We start from the raw sequence: 15,601 nt of genomic DNA on the forward strand, positions 1-15,601 counted from the left end.
ACGGGTTCATATTGGGTGCTACTCTCGGCCGATTATAAGAGGGGGTGATCGCCGTCGACCGGCGAGCAGGGGACTCCGGCGTCTCTCCGCGCCGCCGCCGCGCCGTCCCGCGCCCGCCTACTCCGCGTCCTCTCGCGCTCGGTAGTCCGGGAGCGTGTCGTCTTGCATCACCGCGCCGCGGCCGCCGTCGACGAGCAGCGCCGCCCCCGTGACGAAGGCGGCGTCCTCGCTCGCGAGGAAGGAGACGGCCCCGGCGACGTCGGCCGGCGTCCCGATCCGGCCGGTCGGGTGGATCGCCTCGACCTCCGCCAGCCGGCCCTCGGGCAGCTCGTCGCGCGTCCGCTCGACCTCCACCCAGCCGGGGACGACCGTGTTCACCCGGACGCGGGGGCCGAAGTCGACCGCGAGCGACCGCGTCATGCCGTTGATGCCCGCCTTGACGGCGTTGTACGGGAAGTGCGCGGGCATCGTCGCGTACGCGTGGTTCGACGAGACGTTCACGATCGCGCCCCGGTCCATGTGTTCGAGGGCGGCCCGCGCCGCCAGCCAGTACGCCCGGAAGTCCGTCTCGACGACGAACGCCCAGTCGTCGAGCGTCGCCTCGTCGGCGGCCGTCTCCGTCTGGACCCCGGCGTTGTTCACGAGCACGTCGACCGAGCCGTAGCGCTCCGCGGCCGCCTCCGCCAGCGCGGCCACGTCGTCCGGGTCGCGCATGTCGGCGCGGACGAACGTCGCGTCCCCTTCCGCGCTCTCCGCCGCGATCCGCTCGACGACGGCCTCCCCGGCCGCCTCCGAGCGCCCGCTGACCACGACGTTCGCCCCCTCGGCGGCCAGTCGCTCCGCGATGCCGGCGCCGATGCCCCTGGTCGACCCCGTCACGATCGCGGTCTCGCCGGCGAACCGGCCCGGGACCGCGCCCTCGGTCGGCGACCCCCGTCGCCGGGTCATCGGCTCTCCCCCCGTCGCCGCGGGTCGGTCGCCATCGGGATCACCACTCCGCGATCGACCCGTCGTCGTGGCGCCAGACGGGGTTGTGCCAGTCGACCGCCTCTTCGGCCTGCTCGCGCACGTGATCCTCGTCGATCTCGATCCCCAGCCCGTCGCCGCCGGGGATGTCGACGAACCCGTCCTGGTACTCGAACACCGAAGGGTCTGCGAGGTAGTCCAACACGTCGCTCGTCTCGTTGTAGTGGATGTCGAGCGACTGCTCCTGAATGAGCGCGTTCGGCGTGCAGGCGTCGACCTGGATACAGGACGCGAGCGCGATCGGGCCGAGCGGGCAGTGCGGCGCGACCGACACGTCGTACGCCTCGGCCATCGAGGCGATCTTCTTCAGCTCGGTGATCCCGCCGGCGTGGGAGACGTCCGGCTGGATCAGGTCCACCGCGTCCGCCTCCAGCACCTCCTTGAAGTCCCACCGCGAGTACATCCGCTCGCCGGTCGCGATCGGGATCGTCGTCGACGCCCGGATCGCCGGCAGCGCGTCGTTGTTCTCGGGCAGCACCGGCTCCTCGATGAACATCGGGTCGTACGGCTCCAGCGCCCCCGCGAGCCGGCGGGCCATCGGCTTCGCCACCCGCCCGTGGAAGTCGACGCCGATGTCGACCTCGTCGCCCACCGCCTCCCGGACGGCCGCGATCCGGTCGGCCGCGGCGTCGACCGCGGCCGGCGAGTCGATCGACTCCAGCTCCGGGGTGGCGTTCATCTTCAGCGCGGAGAAGCCGGCGTCGACCTTCTCGCGGGCGGCCTCGCCCACGTCCGCCGGCCGGTCGCCGCCGATCCACTGGTAGACGCGGATCCGGTCGCGCGCGCGGCCGCCGAGCAGCTCGTGGACGGGCGCGCCGAACCGCTTCCCCTTGATGTCCCACAGCGCCTGGTCGATGCCGGCGATGGCGCTCATCAGGACCGGCCCGCCGCGGTAGAAGCCGCCGCGGTACATCGTCTGCCAGTGGTCCTCGATCCGCGCCGGGTCCTCGCCGAGCAGGTAGTCGTCGAGCAGCTCCTCGACGGCCGCGACGACCGTGTGGGACCGCCCCTCCACGATCGGTTCCCCCCAGCCGACGGTCCCGTCGCTCGTCGTGAGCTTCAGGAACAGCCAGCGGGGCGGCACTTCGAACAGCTCGTAGTCGGTGATGTGCATGGTGTGATGGGGTCTCCGAACCGGTCCGGCGGCCGCGGGACTCGGGCGTCGTCCGTCGCCGTCGGCGGCCGACGCGGACCGGTCCGTCGCCTCGGTCGTACTTCCCCGTGCGTCCGTTAAATAGCGGGCGGGTGCGGTCGTCCGCACCCGACCCCCACACGGCCGATTTAAGACCCCCCGCGGGCAGGTACCGACCATGCGAACCGACCGACTCGACCGGATCACGGACGGCGGCGTGATCGCGATCCTCCGCGGCGTCGAGCGCGACGACGCCGTGCGGGTCGCGGACGCGGTCGTCGACGCCGGCGTGACGGCGCTGGAGGTGACGGCGGACACGCCGGACGCGACGGCGTCGATCGCGGCGATCGCCGACCGCGTCGACGACGCCGTCGTCGGCGCCGGTACCGTCCTCGACGCGGAGACCGCGCGCGCGGCGCAGCTCGCCGGCGCCGAGTTCCTCGTGACGCCGACGGTGAACCGCGACGCGATCCGCACCGCGAACCGGTACGGGACGCCGATCGCGGTCGGGGCGTACACGCCGACCGAGGCGCTCGACGCCTTCGAGGCGGGCGCCGACCTGGTGAAGGTGTTCCCGGCGAAGACCGGCGGGCCGGACCACGTCGCGGCAATCGGCGGTCCGCTCGGTCAGATCCCGCTGGTCCCGACCGGCGGCGTCGGCGCGGACGACGCCGGCGACTACGTCGAGGCGGGCGCGGCCGCGGTCGGTGTCGGCAGTTCGATCGTCGACGAGGAGGCGATCGCCGCCGGCGACTTCGACGCGGTCCGGTCGAACGCGCGCGCGGTGGTCGAGGCCGTCGCGGCGGCTCGCGAGTGACCGCTCCGCTTTCCGGCGCGTCGGGAGCGACCGCTCCGTGCGCCGACGCTCCGACTTCGGCGTCGCCCTCGCGAGCGACGCGCGCTACTGCGCGGTCGAGCGCGTCTCGTCGCTGGCCTCGGGCGACGAACCGCGGACCGCGTCCCACCCGTTGATACAGGCGTCACACAGGTAGTACGCGAAGCCGTCGACGTCCCGGTGCGCGAGCGAGGCGTCGACGCCGCATCTGTCGCAGTTCATGCTCGGCGGGTACGGCAAGACGAATATATGTCTTCTGCTCCGGGTCGGATTCGTGATAATTCGTGACGGAACCGCCGAAACGGAAGTTCCGCCGTCCTCCGATCGAGCCTCCCGGCCGCTCAGCGCAGCGCGTCGAGGTCGAACTCGAAGGCCGCGACCGGCACCTCCAGGTCGTGCTCGACGAGGACCTCGGGGTGGAGCTCGCCGATGACGCCGACGCGCTCGCCGTCGATCGCGACGGCGGCGGCGCGGCCCTCGATGAACGAGGGGTGTTCGGTCCGCGGGGTCGCCAGGTCGGCGTCGAAGTCGTCACAGAGGGCTTGGAGCCGTCCCTTCGCGGCCTCGTAGGAGGCGTCGCGGCGGGCGACCGCGCCCGCGACGCGGCGCGACTCGGCGACGTTCGTGTCCGCGGCGTCGTCGCGCTCGGCGACGAAGCCGACCTCGGCGACGTCCTGCGGGTAGGCGTTGTGGGTGTTCCGCTCCAAGAGCATCACGAGCGACGGGAGCGCCCAGGTGCGGAGCTGGGTGTACTCCTCGCTGTACGGCTCCGTGATCTCGACGGGGTCGCCGCCGCCGAAGACGCCGTCCCCCTCGACCGCGGCGCCGCCGGTGCCCGGCTCGATCCGCATCCGGTCGTAGTTCTCGGTCCCGCTCGTCATGTGGAAGTTCAGCAGGTCCTCGAAGCCGAGCCCCACGAGGCTCGTCCGGACCGCGTCCTCCAGCCGGGAGCGCTCGTGGCGCCCGCCGACGGTGCCCACGTCGGGGTAGCGCGGCTCCAAGTTGTCGAAGCCGTACGCACGCCCCACGTCGTCGACGAGGTCGAGCGGGTGGAGCACGTCGACGCGGTACGGCGGGATCTCCACGTCGTACCGGACGTCCTCGCCGAGGGTGTAGGAGGCGTCGAGGCCGGCGCGCTCGAAGCAGTCGACGACCTCCTCGGGCTCGAAGTCGACGCCGAGCAGCGTCTCGATACGGTCGTGCGAGACGCTCTTCTCGTCGGTGTCGAGGTTCGGGCGGACCAGCTCCGCCCCGTACTCGCTCGGGTGCGTCGCGCCGTCGGCGTAGTTCACCTCGACCTCCTCGATCGTCGCGCCCCGGGCCGACAGCGCGTAACAGATAATCGTACACATCCGGTCGATCGTCCACTGGTCGGTGCCGGTGAGCTCGACGAACAGCTCGCGCGAGCCGGTCGTCACCTCGGTCCGCTTCCCGTTGATGACGGGCGGGAACGAGAAGAGGCCGAGCTCGTCGTAGATCGCCGGGTAGCGGTCGAGGTCCTCGACGAGGTCCGCGTAGGTCGTCCCCGTGTCGTGCTCTGCCAAGACCTCGGCGGGCGTCAGCTCGTCGTTCGCGTCGAGCGGGACGAACGTGTCGCCCTCGGGGTCGACGCCGCGGTAGGTGATCGACGGCTCCGCGCCCTCCTGAAGCGGCGCGCCCTTCACCATCGCGAGGTCGTGGATCCCGATGGCGCCCTTCGCGCGGCCGCGGCCCATCGTCGCGTGGAGCTTCTCTTGAAGCTGGATCAGCGACTCCAGCGCCGCCTCGTCGAGGTCGACGCCGCGGACCACGGCGCCGGTGACGAACGGCCGCTCGTCGGGCACCGACTCGTCGACCTCGATGGTCCACTCGGGGTCGTTCGTGTTCGGCACGTAGACGCCGCGCGCGTCGCCGTAGTGGTAGCGCAGCGAGCGGGCGACCCCCTCGACGGAGAGCCGGTCGAGGCGGTCGGGCGCGAACTCGAACTGGAACATCCCGTCGTCGGTCTCGCCCTCGAACTCCAAGCCGAGCCCGAACAGGTCGTCTTTCAGCTCCGCGTCGCCCTTCTCGTCGTGGCCGGTGAGCTCGCGCAGCTCGTCGGGGTCGACGTCGACGACGGGCATCAGTAGCTCACCTCCGCGTTCCGCAGGAAGTCGATGTCGGCGAGCGTGCCGTGGAGGTCGCGGATGTCCTCCGCGCCGGTGGTTAACATCGCGAGGCGTTCGAGGGCGAGCCCCCACGCCATCACGTCGCAGTCGACGCCGAGCGGGCCGGTCACCTCCTCGCGGAAGACGCCGGAGTTCCCGATCTCGATCTCCTCGCCCGTCTCCGGGTGCTCGCCGAACAGCTCGAAGGAGGGCTCGGTGTAGGGGTTGTAGTGCGGCTTGAACCGGATGTCGGTGATCCCGAACTGGCGGTAGAACTCCTCGAAGGTGCCCATCAGGTCGCGCACCGAGAGGTCCTCGGCCATCACCCACCCCTCGATCTGGAAGAACTCCAGGAGGTGCGTCGGGTCGAGCGTGTCGTTGCGGTACACCTTCTCGACGGAGAAGTAGCGCTGGGGCGGCTCCAGCTCCGCGCCCGCCACCCCGGAGAGGTAGCGCATCGACAGCGACGTGGTGTGGCCGCGGAGCGCCACTTCCCGAGCGAAGTCGGCGGACCACGGCGAGTGGTAGCCGTCGCCGTCGAGCCCCCACCCGTCGCGGTGGGCGGCCTCGACCCGGGCCATCAGCTCGTCCGGGATCGAGTCCATCGGGTCCACGTCGAGCGCGAACCGGTCCCAGTGGGTCCGCGCCGGGTGGTCCTGGGGCATGAACAGGCAGTCGTTGATCCAGAAGTCGGCGTCGGCGTGGGGGCCCTCCATCTCCTGGAACCCCATGCCGACCAGCACGTCCTTCACGCGGTCGGCGGTCCGGCGGAGGACGTGCTTGCGGCCGCCGCGGGCCGTCTCCGCCTCGGCCTCGACGTTGTACTCGGCGAACTCGGCGTCGCGCCAGTCGCCGCTCGCGAGGAGTTCGGGCGTGAGCGCGCCGACCGTTTCGGTCGCCTCCACGCCGGTCATCAGCGCGTCGACGCCGTCGTCGGTCAGCGTCACCGTCCGGGTGACCGACTCGCCGACCTCCACGAGCCCGCGCGAGTCGAGCTGCTCGATCACGGCCTCGTCGACGCCGAGGGCCTCCGCGTCGAGCCCCTCGCCGTCGAGGGCGTCGGTGTCGGCCCCCTCGCTGTCGGCGTCAGCGAGCGCCGCGAGCGCCGTCGCCTCGGGGTCGGCGTCCGGGTCGGCGTCCGGGTCGACCGAGAGCTCGCCGCCGTCGACGCTCCCGAGGCCCTTCCGCGCGAAGTTCGCGAGGGCGATGTCGACCTCGGGGCCGTCTAACTCGGCCGCGCCGATGACCGCCCCCATCGCGGCCGGCTCGGCGTCGGCGCCCGCGTCGAGCCCGGCCCGGTAGAGCCGCGTCTCCGGCAGCCCGGCCTCGACGTAACGCCGTCCCTCGTCGGTGAGTTCGAGCGTCTCGTCGGTCGCCGAGCCGACCGCGACGAGCCCCTCGTCGGCCAGGTCGAAGGCGGCGCCGGCGACCGTCTCCGGCTTCAGGTCGGTCTCGTCGGCTATCTCCGCCACCGTTCGTTCGTCCGTCGCGCTCGCGGCCTCGAGGACCGCGAGCTGTCGTTCCGGGAGTCGCATTCGAGTTATCCCTACACGCGGGCGGCTGGTTGGTAACGGTTCCGGGACCGGACCGCGCCCTTCGGTAATCATTTCTGATAAGTTGAACGACCGAGCTATATAGTAGATCGGAGTAGAGGGGACTATGAGCAGCGCAACGACCGGATCGAGCGATTCCGGGCCGGTCCCGGAGACGGCGCGCGTCAGCCACGGCGGCGACGGCCCCGCACCCAGCCTCGCCGTCGTCGAGGCGATCGCCGAACTCGCCGACGTCGACCCGACCGAGCTCCCCGAGGAGGGCGTCGTGCTGTACGACCACGTCGACCCCGACGCGCTGAACGCGCTCGTCGCCGGTCGGTCCGACGGCGACGTCGACGTCTCCCTCACGGTCGCGGGCTACGACGTCCGCGTCGGCCCCGACTCCGCGGTCGCTCGTCGAGCGCGGAACTAACTCGGGAACCGATACCGAACGCCGTCGTTACTCCTCTTCCGCCGCCCGTTCGCGGAGCCGCGCGATCCGGTCCCCGAGCGGCGGCTGGACCTCGAACCACGTCGACCAGTCGCCGGTCTCCGGCTCGGCGCCGCGGCGCGCCGCGACCCGCTCGAACGCGTCCGCGACGCGGTCGGCGCCGACGGCGTCCGCGGCGCGGCCGTCCGCCGCGTACTGAACGCGCCGCCCGGCCCAGAAGGAGACGAGCCCGACGGCGACGAGGGCGGCGAAGCCGGACTCGAACGGTACGAGCGCCGTGACGACGGCCGAAAGCGCCGCCAGCACCGCCCCGACCGCGACCGCGCGGAACTCGGCGTAGTACGTCGCGACGCGCCCCGCCTCCGCCGCGAGCAGCCCGATCGCGGCGTCCTCGTCGAGGTCGGTCAGCACGTCCTCCGTGAGGAACAACACCCGTCGACCGGGCGGTCCCCGGACCGACACCTCCGCGGGGCCGGCGGCCGCCGAGGCGCCGTCGCCGCCCGCCGCGTCCCCCTCGTCGACGGCCTCGATCGCGATCCGGTCGACGCCGAGCCCGCCTGGGTCCGCAAGCGCCGCGATCTGCGCCCGCTCGGCGTCCGTCGGCTCTCGGAGGTCCCGGAAGCGGTCGGCCGCGTACAGCGGTCCGACGGCGACGGCGAGCGCGGCGACGACGGCGACGCCGGCGACGAGCGCGACCCTGATCATCGCTCTCGCCGACGGGACGCCCGGAGTAAAAAGGCGCGGTGTCGCGACGGGCCGCGGGGTCGCCGCCATCTCCGATCACTCCGGAACGCGGCGCGCGAGCGCCCGGACCGCCGCCGCGGCCTCGCTGTCGGGCGCGGCGTCGACGACCGGCCGCTCCGCGGCGACGGACCGGCCGACGCGGGGGTCGGCCGAGACCACCTCGACCGGCGCGCCGAGCGCGTCGCCGATCGCCTCGACCGGCGGCTGCTCTGTCACGCGGTTGACCGCGCAGCCGACCAGTCCGGCGTCGAGTTCGCGGGCGAGTTCCCGGGTGCGGATCGCGTCCGCCAGCGCGAACGCCCGTGGCGAGACGACGAGCAGGCAGGCGTCCGCGACCGCGAGCGGCACGCCGGCGTCGGCGCGGCGTCCCGCGGGACAGTCGAGGACGACGGTCCCGAACTCCCGTTCGACCGCGGCGACGGCCCCCTCCAACCGCGTCAGGTCGGCCGCCCGCGCCCCGGCCAGCGTCCGCCCGCACGGGACGATGTCGACCGGACCCGGCCGCACCGCCTCGACAGGGTCCGCCGCGCCGCCCAGCACGTCGTGGAGGTCGGGGCCGCGGCCGTCCGGCAGGTCGGCCATCCCGAGGTCCGCGTCGACGACGACCCCGCCGAGCGCGGCGGCGACGTTGTACGCGAGCGTCGTCTTCCCCACGCCGCCCTTCCCGCCGGCGACCGCGAGGATCACGCCAGATCCTCCAGCGCCGCGGTCGGCACCTCGCTCGCTTCCGCCCGCTCGGCCAGCGCCGCGGCGCGGTCGCGAACCGCCCGCAGCCGCTCGGCGTCGGTCGCGACGCGCTCGTCGAGAGACGCGACCGCGTCGAGGCCGCCGGCCTCCTGGACGGCCGCCGTCGCCGTTTCGAGGTCGGCGCCGCTCAGTCGCTCCGCCCGCTCGACTCGGTCCTCGACGGCCGCGAACCACGCGTCGATCCCGTCTGCCCCCGCCGCACTCGGCGGTGACTCGACGGTCGCCGACCGCTCCGCGTCGCCCTCGCCGGCCCTTTCGATCGAGTCCGCGTCGTCGTCGGATCCCGCGTCGTCGGATCCCGCGTCGTCCCCGCTTCGCGCCCGCTCGGTCTCGTCCTCGTCCGAGTCGCTCCCTCTCGCGCTCCCGGATCCGTCGCCGTCGACCACGTTTCCGTCACCGTTGACCGCCGCCGCACCGTCGACCACCTGCCGCGGAGGACGATGGGTGTCGAGGTCGCGCATCGCCGCCCGCACGCGGTCCGCGTCGCCTCCGGTCGCCGCGTCATCCCCGTTCGGCTCCGCGGTCGCTGGCTCGACGCCCGCGATTTCGACCGGCGGGTCGACCGGCTCCGCCACCGCCGCGAACCCGAACGCCGCGCGCTCGCCCGGGTCGATCACCGCGGTGACGCCGCCGGCGTCCCACCCGCGTTCGGGGACGCCGCCGCGACGCGGCGGCAGGACGGGGCCGTCCAGCCGGCTCTCGATCCGGACCCGCCGCGGGACCGCCCCGTCATTGCGAACCCGGACACCGACGAGCGACGCCTCCCCCTCGCGGTCGACGGACCAGTCGAGTTCCATGCGCCGAGTCCCGCGGAATCATATTTAACCGTCGGGGTCGGACGTCACGCGGACCTCGGGGGTTCGGAGCAGCGACCTCGCGCTCCGGTCGGCGGCCGCGACCTTCCGGGCCGCCTCCCCTCGCAGTTCGACGGCGCCGTCGAGCGCCGCGACCCTGACCGCCGCGAGCGACGCCGCGACCGGGTCGCCGTCGTACGCGTCGGGGGCCGCGCCGGCGGCGTCGGGGTCGCCGCCGGGGAGGACCGCGAGCGCGCGCCGAAACGCCGGATAGATCCCCTCGGCGAGTTCGCGGCGGGCGGCGCGGCGGCGGTTCCGGAGCCGGTCGCGGAGCCGCAGGCGCCGTCGCCGCTCGTCGCGGTTTCGAGCCGCCTCCGCTCGCGCGCGTTCGAGCGCCTGCTCGGCGGCGATCGCCTCCGTCTGCGCCGCAGACAGCTCCGCGGCCGCCGCCTCCAGGTCGTCGAGCGCCTCGTCCGCTTCGGCGTCGACCGCGCGGCGCGCCCGGGCGTCGCCGCGCAGCGCCGCGACCCGCTCTTTCAGGCGCTCTATCTCGCCGCTCGTCTCGGCGACCCGCCGCCGCGCCGCGGTCAGGTCCACCGGATCGACCTCGATCGCCGCGAGCTCCGCCTCGACTTCCTCGATCTCAGCCGCGACCGAGGTGCTCCGTCCTCGTGAGCGCGCGGCCGCCGCCAGCTGCCGACGGAGCCCCGCGTCGGTGGGGAGCCGCCCGAGCACCGCGCTCGGCTCCGGCGGTCCCTCGACCGCGGCCGACTCGTCCTCGCTGCCGTCGGCCTCCTCCCCCCGGTCCGGCTCCCGCGGTGTCGGTCTCGTCTCGGTCACAGCTCCCTGCCGCGCATGGCGTCCGGGTCCGGGTGGTCCGTCCCCGCCGCGAAGGCCGCGTACGGCGTCGACTCAGCGCTCCGGTCCGCGTAGGCCGCGGCGGCCTCTCGGACCGGCTCGTCGACGGCGACGAACTCGTTGAACGGCTCGGTGCGCTCGATCTGGACGTCCCCTCCGTGCGACTCTCGGAGCCGCAGCGCGAGGAACGCGGCGTACACCGTCTCGTCGAACAGCGCGGCGCGACCGAACCGCCGGGCGACGACCGCCTCGTGGCGGCGACACAGGTTCCGGAGGCCGGTTCGGGCGGCCGCCGAATAAGTCACGACCAGCAGCACGCCCGCGGGTGGTCGATTTTCCAATTTAGCCGTTCCGGACCGGAACGTTTCAGTCGCCTTCAGCGACCGCCGTCCAGGCTGGCGCCCCCGCCTTCGAGGCTGGGTCCTCAGAAGCGCTCGACGTCGAACGCGGGCCCGTCCCCGCCGTCCGGGTCGCGCTCGCCGTCGACGCCGCTGGTGGCGAGGACGCGCTCCCGCGCCGCCGGCTCCGAGGGCGCGACGACCACGGTGCCGTCGACGGGGTCGTCGCCGACCGCGCGGAACACGTCGCCGTCGCCGTCGAACTCGGTTGCGTACGTGCGGAGGACGGCCGCGACGCGCCGCTCCGTGGCCGCGAGGTCGGCATCGCCGTCCTCGAACTCGCGGAGCGCGTCCTCGACGTTCCGTATCGCTGAGATGCGGTCCATCTACGTCGTCCGGAGGTGGCCCTGCTTGGGCTCGTACACCTCGCCCTTCGTCCGGAGCTTCTCGATCTCCTGCTCGGCCTTCCCCGGGTCCATCCCGATCTCGCCGGCGCGGTCGAGCACCTCGTCGACCGGCGCACCCTCCTCGTACTCCTCCTCGATGTCCGCGATGAGCCCCTTGATGTTCTTGATGCGGTCGCGCTGGCTCTTCGAGGTGCCCGTCTCGACCACGTCGGCGTCGAACTGCCCCGTCTCCGGGTCGACGCCGATGTCCTTGAGACACGACTCGACGATGTCGGTCGCGCGGTCGGCGTCCTCCCGCTCGACCGTGTCCGACAGGCGGACCCGCGCGCTCGCCTCCGAGAGCCGCACCAGCGCCTCCAGCTTCCGCGCGGTGACCGGCACCGGCGCGTCCTCGTCGGCGCCCTTCGACCGGAGGTCGACGTAGAACTCCTCTATCACCTCTTTCGCCTCCTCGGTCATCGTCGGGTAGCAGTTCCGCTTCGCGTGGGCGATGTACTTGCGGAGCAGTTCCGCGTCGATCTCTGGCGCTACCTCCTCGGTCACCTCCGCGACCTGCTCCGAGGTGAACTCCGAGCTCGACAGCTGCTCGCGCTGGGTGTTGAGCTCGCCGGCGTAGTTCGTCTTGATGATGTGCTGGGCCAGCCGGGAGTCGTGCTCCGGGTCCGGGCTGTCCGTCACGGTGAAGATGAGGTCGAACCGCGAGATGAGCGCGGGCTCTAAGTCGATCTGCTCGCCGATCGGCTCGTACTGGTCGAACCGACCGTACTTGGGGTTCGCCGCCCCGAGCAGCGAGCACCGCGCCTTGAGGGTCGCGTTGATCCCCGCCTTCGAGACCGAGATCTTCTGCTGTTCGAGGCCCTCGTGCATGGCGGAGCGGTCCGAGGAGTTGTGGACGACGAGCCCGTTCGCGACGAAGTTGTGCGTCCCCTCGACGGTCAGGTCGTACACCCTCGGTCGCTCGCCGTCGTCGATCCGGGAGAGGATCGACCGCAGTTCCGCCTTCACGGCGCCGACCTCCTCAACGACGGCTTCGCGCAAGTCGTCGAACCGCTCCGTCTCGACGGCGCCGGACAGCCAGCGCGACACGGTCGCCTGACTCACGTCCAGCCCCGACGCCACGTCCGCCTGACTGACGCCGTGGGCGTCGAGCGCCGCCGACAGCGCCGCTCGCGTCTCGCCGACCGGACCGCGGTCGAGCAGTTCGCGAGCGCGCACTTCCGCCGTGTCGACCGGCCCGCCGATGACGTCGACGAGCCGCTGCCGGAGCACCTCGCCGCGGTGCTCGACCGACTCGGGCGGGACCGTCTCGACCGACTCGACCCGACGCCACTTCACCTCGCCGCGGACGAACTCCCGGAGGTCGTCGAGGTCGGTCTCCGCGACGTCGGTGAGTACCTCCCGGAGTCGCGCGGCCACCGTCCGACGGACCTCGTCGCTCTCCCCCCACTCGCGGGAGACCTGCTGCTGGGACAGCGTCGTCCCCTCGGCTAACTCGGACTGCGAGACGTGGTATCGACTCCGAAGCTCCGAGAGGGTCTCCCACGTCGGCGTCGCGTCGAGCGCGCCGCGGTCTTCGTCCGCCCGCTCGCGCCGCCTCTCGAACGCCGTGAGTATCCGCTCGGCGCGGTGGAGCGAGACGTTCGCGCTCCCGGTCTCGAAGTCGTGGTACGTGACGGCGCCGATGCCGCACTCGCTCTGGTGGAGCCGTAGCGAGTCGCGGCACCGCGCCAGCACGTCGTCGACCTCCGGGACCACGTCGAGAATCGTGCGGTCGCCGTCGGCGGCAGCGACGACGCGGTCGAGGGCTTCGGCCTTCCGCGTGGCCGTGAAACCGACGTACCGCCGGAACGCCGCGAGCGAGTCCGCGTCGGTCACCGTGAGGTAGTACACGTCGCGCCCGCCGTCTCGCTCGCGGTGCTGGAGCTGGCTCGACACGCCGAACTGTAAGAGGAGGTTCCTGGTGCCGCGGAGGAGGTCTCGGCTCGCCGACGCTATCCGGATGTTCCCCGCGGACTCGTCGACGTGGCCCTCGCTGTCGGCCAGCGCGCGGACGAACGCGGCCTTCGCCGCGCGGCTCCCCGTCGTCACGGCGGTCGGGAAGCACTTCTCGTCGTACCGACCGAGGTTCATCCCCGCGTCGAGGACGGCGTCGGCGTGCTCCTTCCCGGTGACCCGGACCGTCTCGACGCCGTCGCCGCGCCGTTCGCTCGGCGGCCGCACCGGCTCCGCGTCGAACGCCGCCCGCGCCGCGCGCTCGAAGTCGTCGAGGAGTCCGTCGTCAGTGTTCGTGAACCGAACGCCGTAGACGCCCTCGTCGCGGTCGTAGTAGACGTTGCCGTCACCCGAGAGGTACCCGAGGACGCTCGCCGTGGCGGGGTCGACCCCGTCAGCGTCGACCGTCGGACCGTCGCCGGGCTCGGTCGTCGGCCCCCCTCCCCCGCTCGCGGCCACCGCTCCGCCGTCCGCCGCTGTCGTCGGGATCTCGCGCGGGACGTACACCCAGTCGCCGTCGTTCAGCGCTGCCGCCTCGCGCTCGACGCGCTCGCCGTCGTCGAGGACGAAGAACGGATGGTCGGCGGTCGCGGTCAGCGACTCGCCGGTCTCCGTCGTCACTCGGGTCAGTTCCGACGGGACGTCGTACTCGTGGACCGCCGAAACCGACCGCTCGACGAGGTTTCCGTCCTCGTTCATCGACCAGACGTCGAGGTCGACGTCGCGGATACGCCGCCCGTTCGAGAGCTCCTCGACCTCGCCGTCCTCGGCCGCTTCCCGCGCCAGCTCTCCGATGCGCTCGACGCGCCCGTCGGCGAGAGAAACCAGCGCGTCGCCGGTGACGCAGTCCATCTTGTCCAACTCGTCGACCGCCGCGATCCCTTTGTCCGCGAGGACAAGGGCACCGGCTTCGAGCGACCACTGCTGCCCGTCGCCGAAGTCGTCTCTCACGGCCGCGGCGGTGAGGCCCGCCGCAGATGATCCTTTTCCTGACGTATAAACTGATCTTGGAGCGATATTCTCGACATAACTGATCATCTGACTCTTCCCTGTACCAGGGTCGCCAATAAGGAGCATATGGAGGTCGCCGCGGATCCGCGAGCCGTCGGGGAGGTGCTTCGTGACGCCGGAGAACAGCTGGAGGATCATCGCGAGCTTCTCCTCCTCGTAGCCGTAGATGGCGGGCGCGATGGAGCCGACCATCGCCTCGTAGATGTCGTCGCGCTCGGAGAGCTCGATGATGTCGCGTTTGTCCGCCTCGGTGATGTCCATGTCCTCGAACTCCTCGTCCTCGATGGCGATGGAGACGCCGTCCATGTAGAGATCGAAGATGGCGGACTTCTCGTTGCCCTGCTCGACCTGTTCGATGTGGAGGACGCCGACGCAGGTGACGTGGTCGCCGGGGCTCACCTCGCCGGTGATGTCGTCGACGATGTCGACGTCGAGCGACTGGGGGGTCTCGCCGCCGCGCAGCCCCTCGGGCGACTCCTGGATGCGGAGCTTCTGGGAGTCGACGAACTCGGACTGGTCGAAGTTGACGCGGAACGGGCCCTGTCGCTCGCAGCCCTGGCACTCGTGGGGCTCCTGGAAGCCGCCGTCCGACTGGGGGATGTACGTCATCGTGCCGCAGCGCTGGCACTCGAAGGCGGCCTCGGTTACCTTCGGACGGACGTCCGTCGCCTTGCGGACGATGCCCTGGATCGAGACGAGCTTGCCGATGTGGTCGTCGTGGACCCGAATGCCTCGGATGTCGACGCTCTCGGGGAGGTCCTCGATGCGGACGTGCGCGCGGCCGAGGCTCACGTCGGCGGGGAGGTCGTAGAGCCGCAGCGCCTCCTCGGCGTACTCGCGCATCTGTTCCGGCTTGTTCAGGAAGTCCTCGGCGAGGTCGCGGTCGAACTGGAAGAGGTCGTCGTAGGAGACGTACAGCGAGCGCTGCTCGTTGGGGTACCGCTGGGCGAGCTGTCCGATCTCCTCACGGTAGTAGTTGCGATAGAACTGGATGAACCGCTCCGTGAGGTCCTGGGTGCCGGCCTGAGCCATTGCGACACCACTTCGTCGGCATCACGTATGAACCTCCGGTTCGGAGCGGACGTGGTCGCGGCCGCCGTCTCGCTCCGGCGATCCGCCCTCGGCTACGCGCGTTCGACGAACGTCGCGTCGGCGGAGGTACGCCCCTCGTTGAAGGAGAGCACCTTCGCGCGGATCACGTCGCCCGGTTCGAGCCCGCTCGGGATCTCCTCGGTGAAGACGACGAACCCCTCGACCTTCCCGACGGCGACCTCGTCGCCGGAGTGGTGGTCGGTGAGCTCGGTGACGCCGAACTCGTAGGTCTCGCCGATCTCGACGGGCGGCTCGCGCTCCTGTGCCGCCTCGTGGGCGCGTTTCGACTCGCGCGCCTCGCTCGACGGCCCGCGGAGCCGGCGGGCGAGTACGAACAGCGCGAGCAGCGCGACCGCCACGGCGATACCGACGACGAGCGGCGACGTGGGAATCATACCCGTGCGGTCGGCCGCGGCCACCTAAACGGTGTGGGTACGCGGCGGCGCGACGGGGCCGACCCCCCGCCTGCGTCTCCCTCGACCGACTCGGCTCCCCCGCGGCCGCATGAGAAACGCC

General features: G+C 72.2%; 15 protein-coding genes. 2 read left to right on the plus strand and 13 right to left on the minus strand.

Going from position 1 to position 15,601, the window contains the following annotated elements; genetic code table 11:
* Nucleotides 1-117 precede the first annotated feature (117 nt).
* Nucleotides 118-948 (minus strand): SDR family NAD(P)-dependent oxidoreductase, encoded by an 831-nt coding sequence (locus tag EXE44_RS12590; protein WP_137717431.1) that lies wholly within the window; start codon nucleotides 946-948, stop codon nucleotides 118-120.
* 40 nt (nucleotides 949-988) lie between these two features.
* Nucleotides 989-2,140 (minus strand): galactonate dehydratase, encoded by a 1,152-nt coding sequence (gene dgoD, locus EXE44_RS12595; RefSeq protein ID WP_137717432.1) that lies wholly within the window; start codon nucleotides 2,138-2,140, stop codon nucleotides 989-991.
* A gap of 196 nt (nucleotides 2,141-2,336) precedes the next feature.
* Here dgoD and EXE44_RS12600 point away from each other — a divergent pair, with 196 nt between their 5' ends.
* The gene (locus tag EXE44_RS12600; protein ID WP_137717433.1) at nucleotides 2,337-2,975 is read left to right on the plus strand and encodes a bifunctional 4-hydroxy-2-oxoglutarate aldolase/2-dehydro-3-deoxy-phosphogluconate aldolase; all 639 of its coding nucleotides are present in this window, start codon (nucleotides 2,337-2,339) and stop codon (nucleotides 2,973-2,975) included.
* Between the two features lie 84 nt (nucleotides 2,976-3,059).
* Here EXE44_RS12600 and EXE44_RS20255 read toward each other — a convergent pair whose 3' ends face one another.
* The 3 genes from EXE44_RS20255 to EXE44_RS12610 all read right to left on the minus strand — a co-directional run bounded on the left by EXE44_RS20255 (nucleotide 3,060) and on the right by EXE44_RS12610 (nucleotide 6,654).
* Nucleotides 3,060-3,215, minus strand: a complete 156-nt coding sequence (locus EXE44_RS20255; protein WP_158293460.1) for a hypothetical protein — start codon at nucleotides 3,213-3,215, stop codon at nucleotides 3,060-3,062.
* 119 nt (nucleotides 3,216-3,334) lie between these two features.
* Nucleotides 3,335-5,095: a phenylalanine--tRNA ligase subunit beta gene (pheT, locus tag EXE44_RS12605; protein ID WP_137717434.1), complete on the minus strand. Its 1,761-nt coding sequence runs from the start codon at nucleotides 5,093-5,095 to the stop codon at nucleotides 3,335-3,337.
* Nucleotides 5,095-6,654, minus strand: a complete 1,560-nt coding sequence (locus EXE44_RS12610) for a phenylalanine--tRNA ligase subunit alpha (RefSeq protein ID WP_137717435.1) — start codon at nucleotides 6,652-6,654, stop codon at nucleotides 5,095-5,097. Before EXE44_RS12610 ends, pheT begins: the two co-directional genes overlap by 1 nt.
* Before the next feature lie 124 nt (nucleotides 6,655-6,778).
* Between EXE44_RS12610 and EXE44_RS12615 the strand changes: the two genes are divergently transcribed.
* Nucleotides 6,779-7,084 carry a HalOD1 output domain-containing protein gene (locus tag EXE44_RS12615; protein WP_137717436.1) on the plus strand — a complete coding sequence of 102 codons (306 nt, stop codon included), beginning with the start codon at nucleotides 6,779-6,781 and terminating at the stop codon, nucleotides 7,082-7,084.
* A gap of 27 nt (nucleotides 7,085-7,111) precedes the next feature.
* Here the strand turns inward: EXE44_RS12615 and EXE44_RS12620 are convergent, their stop codons facing one another.
* The 8 genes from EXE44_RS12620 to EXE44_RS12655 form a co-directional block, all read right to left on the minus strand.
* Nucleotides 7,112-7,807: a peptidase gene (locus EXE44_RS12620; RefSeq protein WP_137717437.1), complete on the minus strand. Its 696-nt coding sequence runs from the start codon at nucleotides 7,805-7,807 to the stop codon at nucleotides 7,112-7,114.
* Nucleotides 7,808-7,882: 75 nt separating this feature from the next.
* Complete coding sequence (locus EXE44_RS12625) at nucleotides 7,883-8,533, minus strand: chromosome partitioning protein ParA (protein WP_137717438.1); 651 nt, start codon at nucleotides 8,531-8,533, stop codon at nucleotides 7,883-7,885.
* Nucleotides 8,530-9,390, minus strand: a complete 861-nt coding sequence (locus tag EXE44_RS12630; RefSeq protein WP_137717439.1) for a hypothetical protein — start codon at nucleotides 9,388-9,390, stop codon at nucleotides 8,530-8,532. Before EXE44_RS12630 ends, EXE44_RS12625 begins: the two co-directional genes overlap by 4 nt.
* Nucleotides 9,391-9,414: 24 nt before the next feature.
* Nucleotides 9,415-10,227, minus strand: coding sequence for a hypothetical protein (locus EXE44_RS12635; protein ID WP_137717440.1), 813 nt, complete (start codon nucleotides 10,225-10,227; stop codon nucleotides 9,415-9,417).
* Entirely contained in the window at nucleotides 10,224-10,562 is a 339-nt protein-coding gene (locus EXE44_RS12640) for a hypothetical protein (RefSeq protein ID WP_137717441.1), read from the minus strand. The genes EXE44_RS12635 and EXE44_RS12640 overlap by 4 nt, the downstream gene beginning before the upstream one ends.
* 107 nt (nucleotides 10,563-10,669) lie before the next feature.
* The gene (locus tag EXE44_RS12645) at nucleotides 10,670-10,969 is read right to left on the minus strand and encodes a hypothetical protein (RefSeq protein ID WP_137717442.1); all 300 of its coding nucleotides are present in this window, start codon (nucleotides 10,967-10,969) and stop codon (nucleotides 10,670-10,672) included.
* A complete protein-coding gene (locus EXE44_RS12650) occupies nucleotides 10,970-15,025 on the minus strand; it encodes an LAGLIDADG family homing endonuclease (protein ID WP_137717443.1) in 4,056 nt (1,351 codons plus the stop codon). It abuts the gene before it with no gap.
* A 92-nt stretch (nucleotides 15,026-15,117) separates the two neighbouring features.
* Nucleotides 15,118-15,480: a TRAM domain-containing protein gene (locus EXE44_RS12655; protein ID WP_053770397.1), complete on the minus strand. Its 363-nt coding sequence runs from the start codon at nucleotides 15,478-15,480 to the stop codon at nucleotides 15,118-15,120.
* Nucleotides 15,481-15,601: the final 121 nt, after the last annotated feature.

Source organism: Halorubrum sp. SS7 (assembly GCF_005435055.1).
GTDB classification, from domain to species: domain Archaea; phylum Halobacteriota; class Halobacteria; order Halobacteriales; family Haloferacaceae; genus Halorubrum; species Halorubrum salinarum.

Coding starts and splice junctions, on each gene's coding strand:
- EXE44_RS12620 (WP_137717437.1), bottom strand. CDS start 7,807: ATGATCAGGGTCGCGCTCGTCGCCGGCGTCGCCGTCGTCGCCGCGCTC.
- EXE44_RS12655 (WP_053770397.1), bottom strand. CDS start 15,480: ATGATTCCCACGTCGCCGCTCGTCGTCGGTATCGCCGTGGCGGTCGCG.
- EXE44_RS12590 (WP_137717431.1), bottom strand. CDS start 948: ATGACCCGGCGACGGGGGTCGCCGACCGAGGGCGCGGTCCCGGGCCGG.
- EXE44_RS12645 (WP_137717442.1), bottom strand. CDS start 10,969: ATGGACCGCATCTCAGCGATACGGAACGTCGAGGACGCGCTCCGCGAG.
- EXE44_RS12650 (WP_137717443.1), bottom strand. CDS start 15,025: ATGGCTCAGGCCGGCACCCAGGACCTCACGGAGCGGTTCATCCAGTTC.
- EXE44_RS12615 (WP_137717436.1), top strand. CDS start 6,779: ATGAGCAGCGCAACGACCGGATCGAGCGATTCCGGGCCGGTCCCGGAG.
- EXE44_RS12600 (WP_137717433.1), top strand. CDS start 2,337: ATGCGAACCGACCGACTCGACCGGATCACGGACGGCGGCGTGATCGCG.
- EXE44_RS12630 (WP_137717439.1), bottom strand. CDS start 9,390: ATGGAACTCGACTGGTCCGTCGACCGCGAGGGGGAGGCGTCGCTCGTC.
- pheT (WP_137717434.1), bottom strand. CDS start 5,095: ATGCCCGTCGTCGACGTCGACCCCGACGAGCTGCGCGAGCTCACCGGC.
- EXE44_RS12610 (WP_137717435.1), bottom strand. CDS start 6,654: ATGCGACTCCCGGAACGACAGCTCGCGGTCCTCGAGGCCGCGAGCGCG.
- EXE44_RS20255 (WP_158293460.1), bottom strand. CDS start 3,215: ATGAACTGCGACAGATGCGGCGTCGACGCCTCGCTCGCGCACCGGGAC.
- dgoD (WP_137717432.1), bottom strand. CDS start 2,140: ATGCACATCACCGACTACGAGCTGTTCGAAGTGCCGCCCCGCTGGCTG.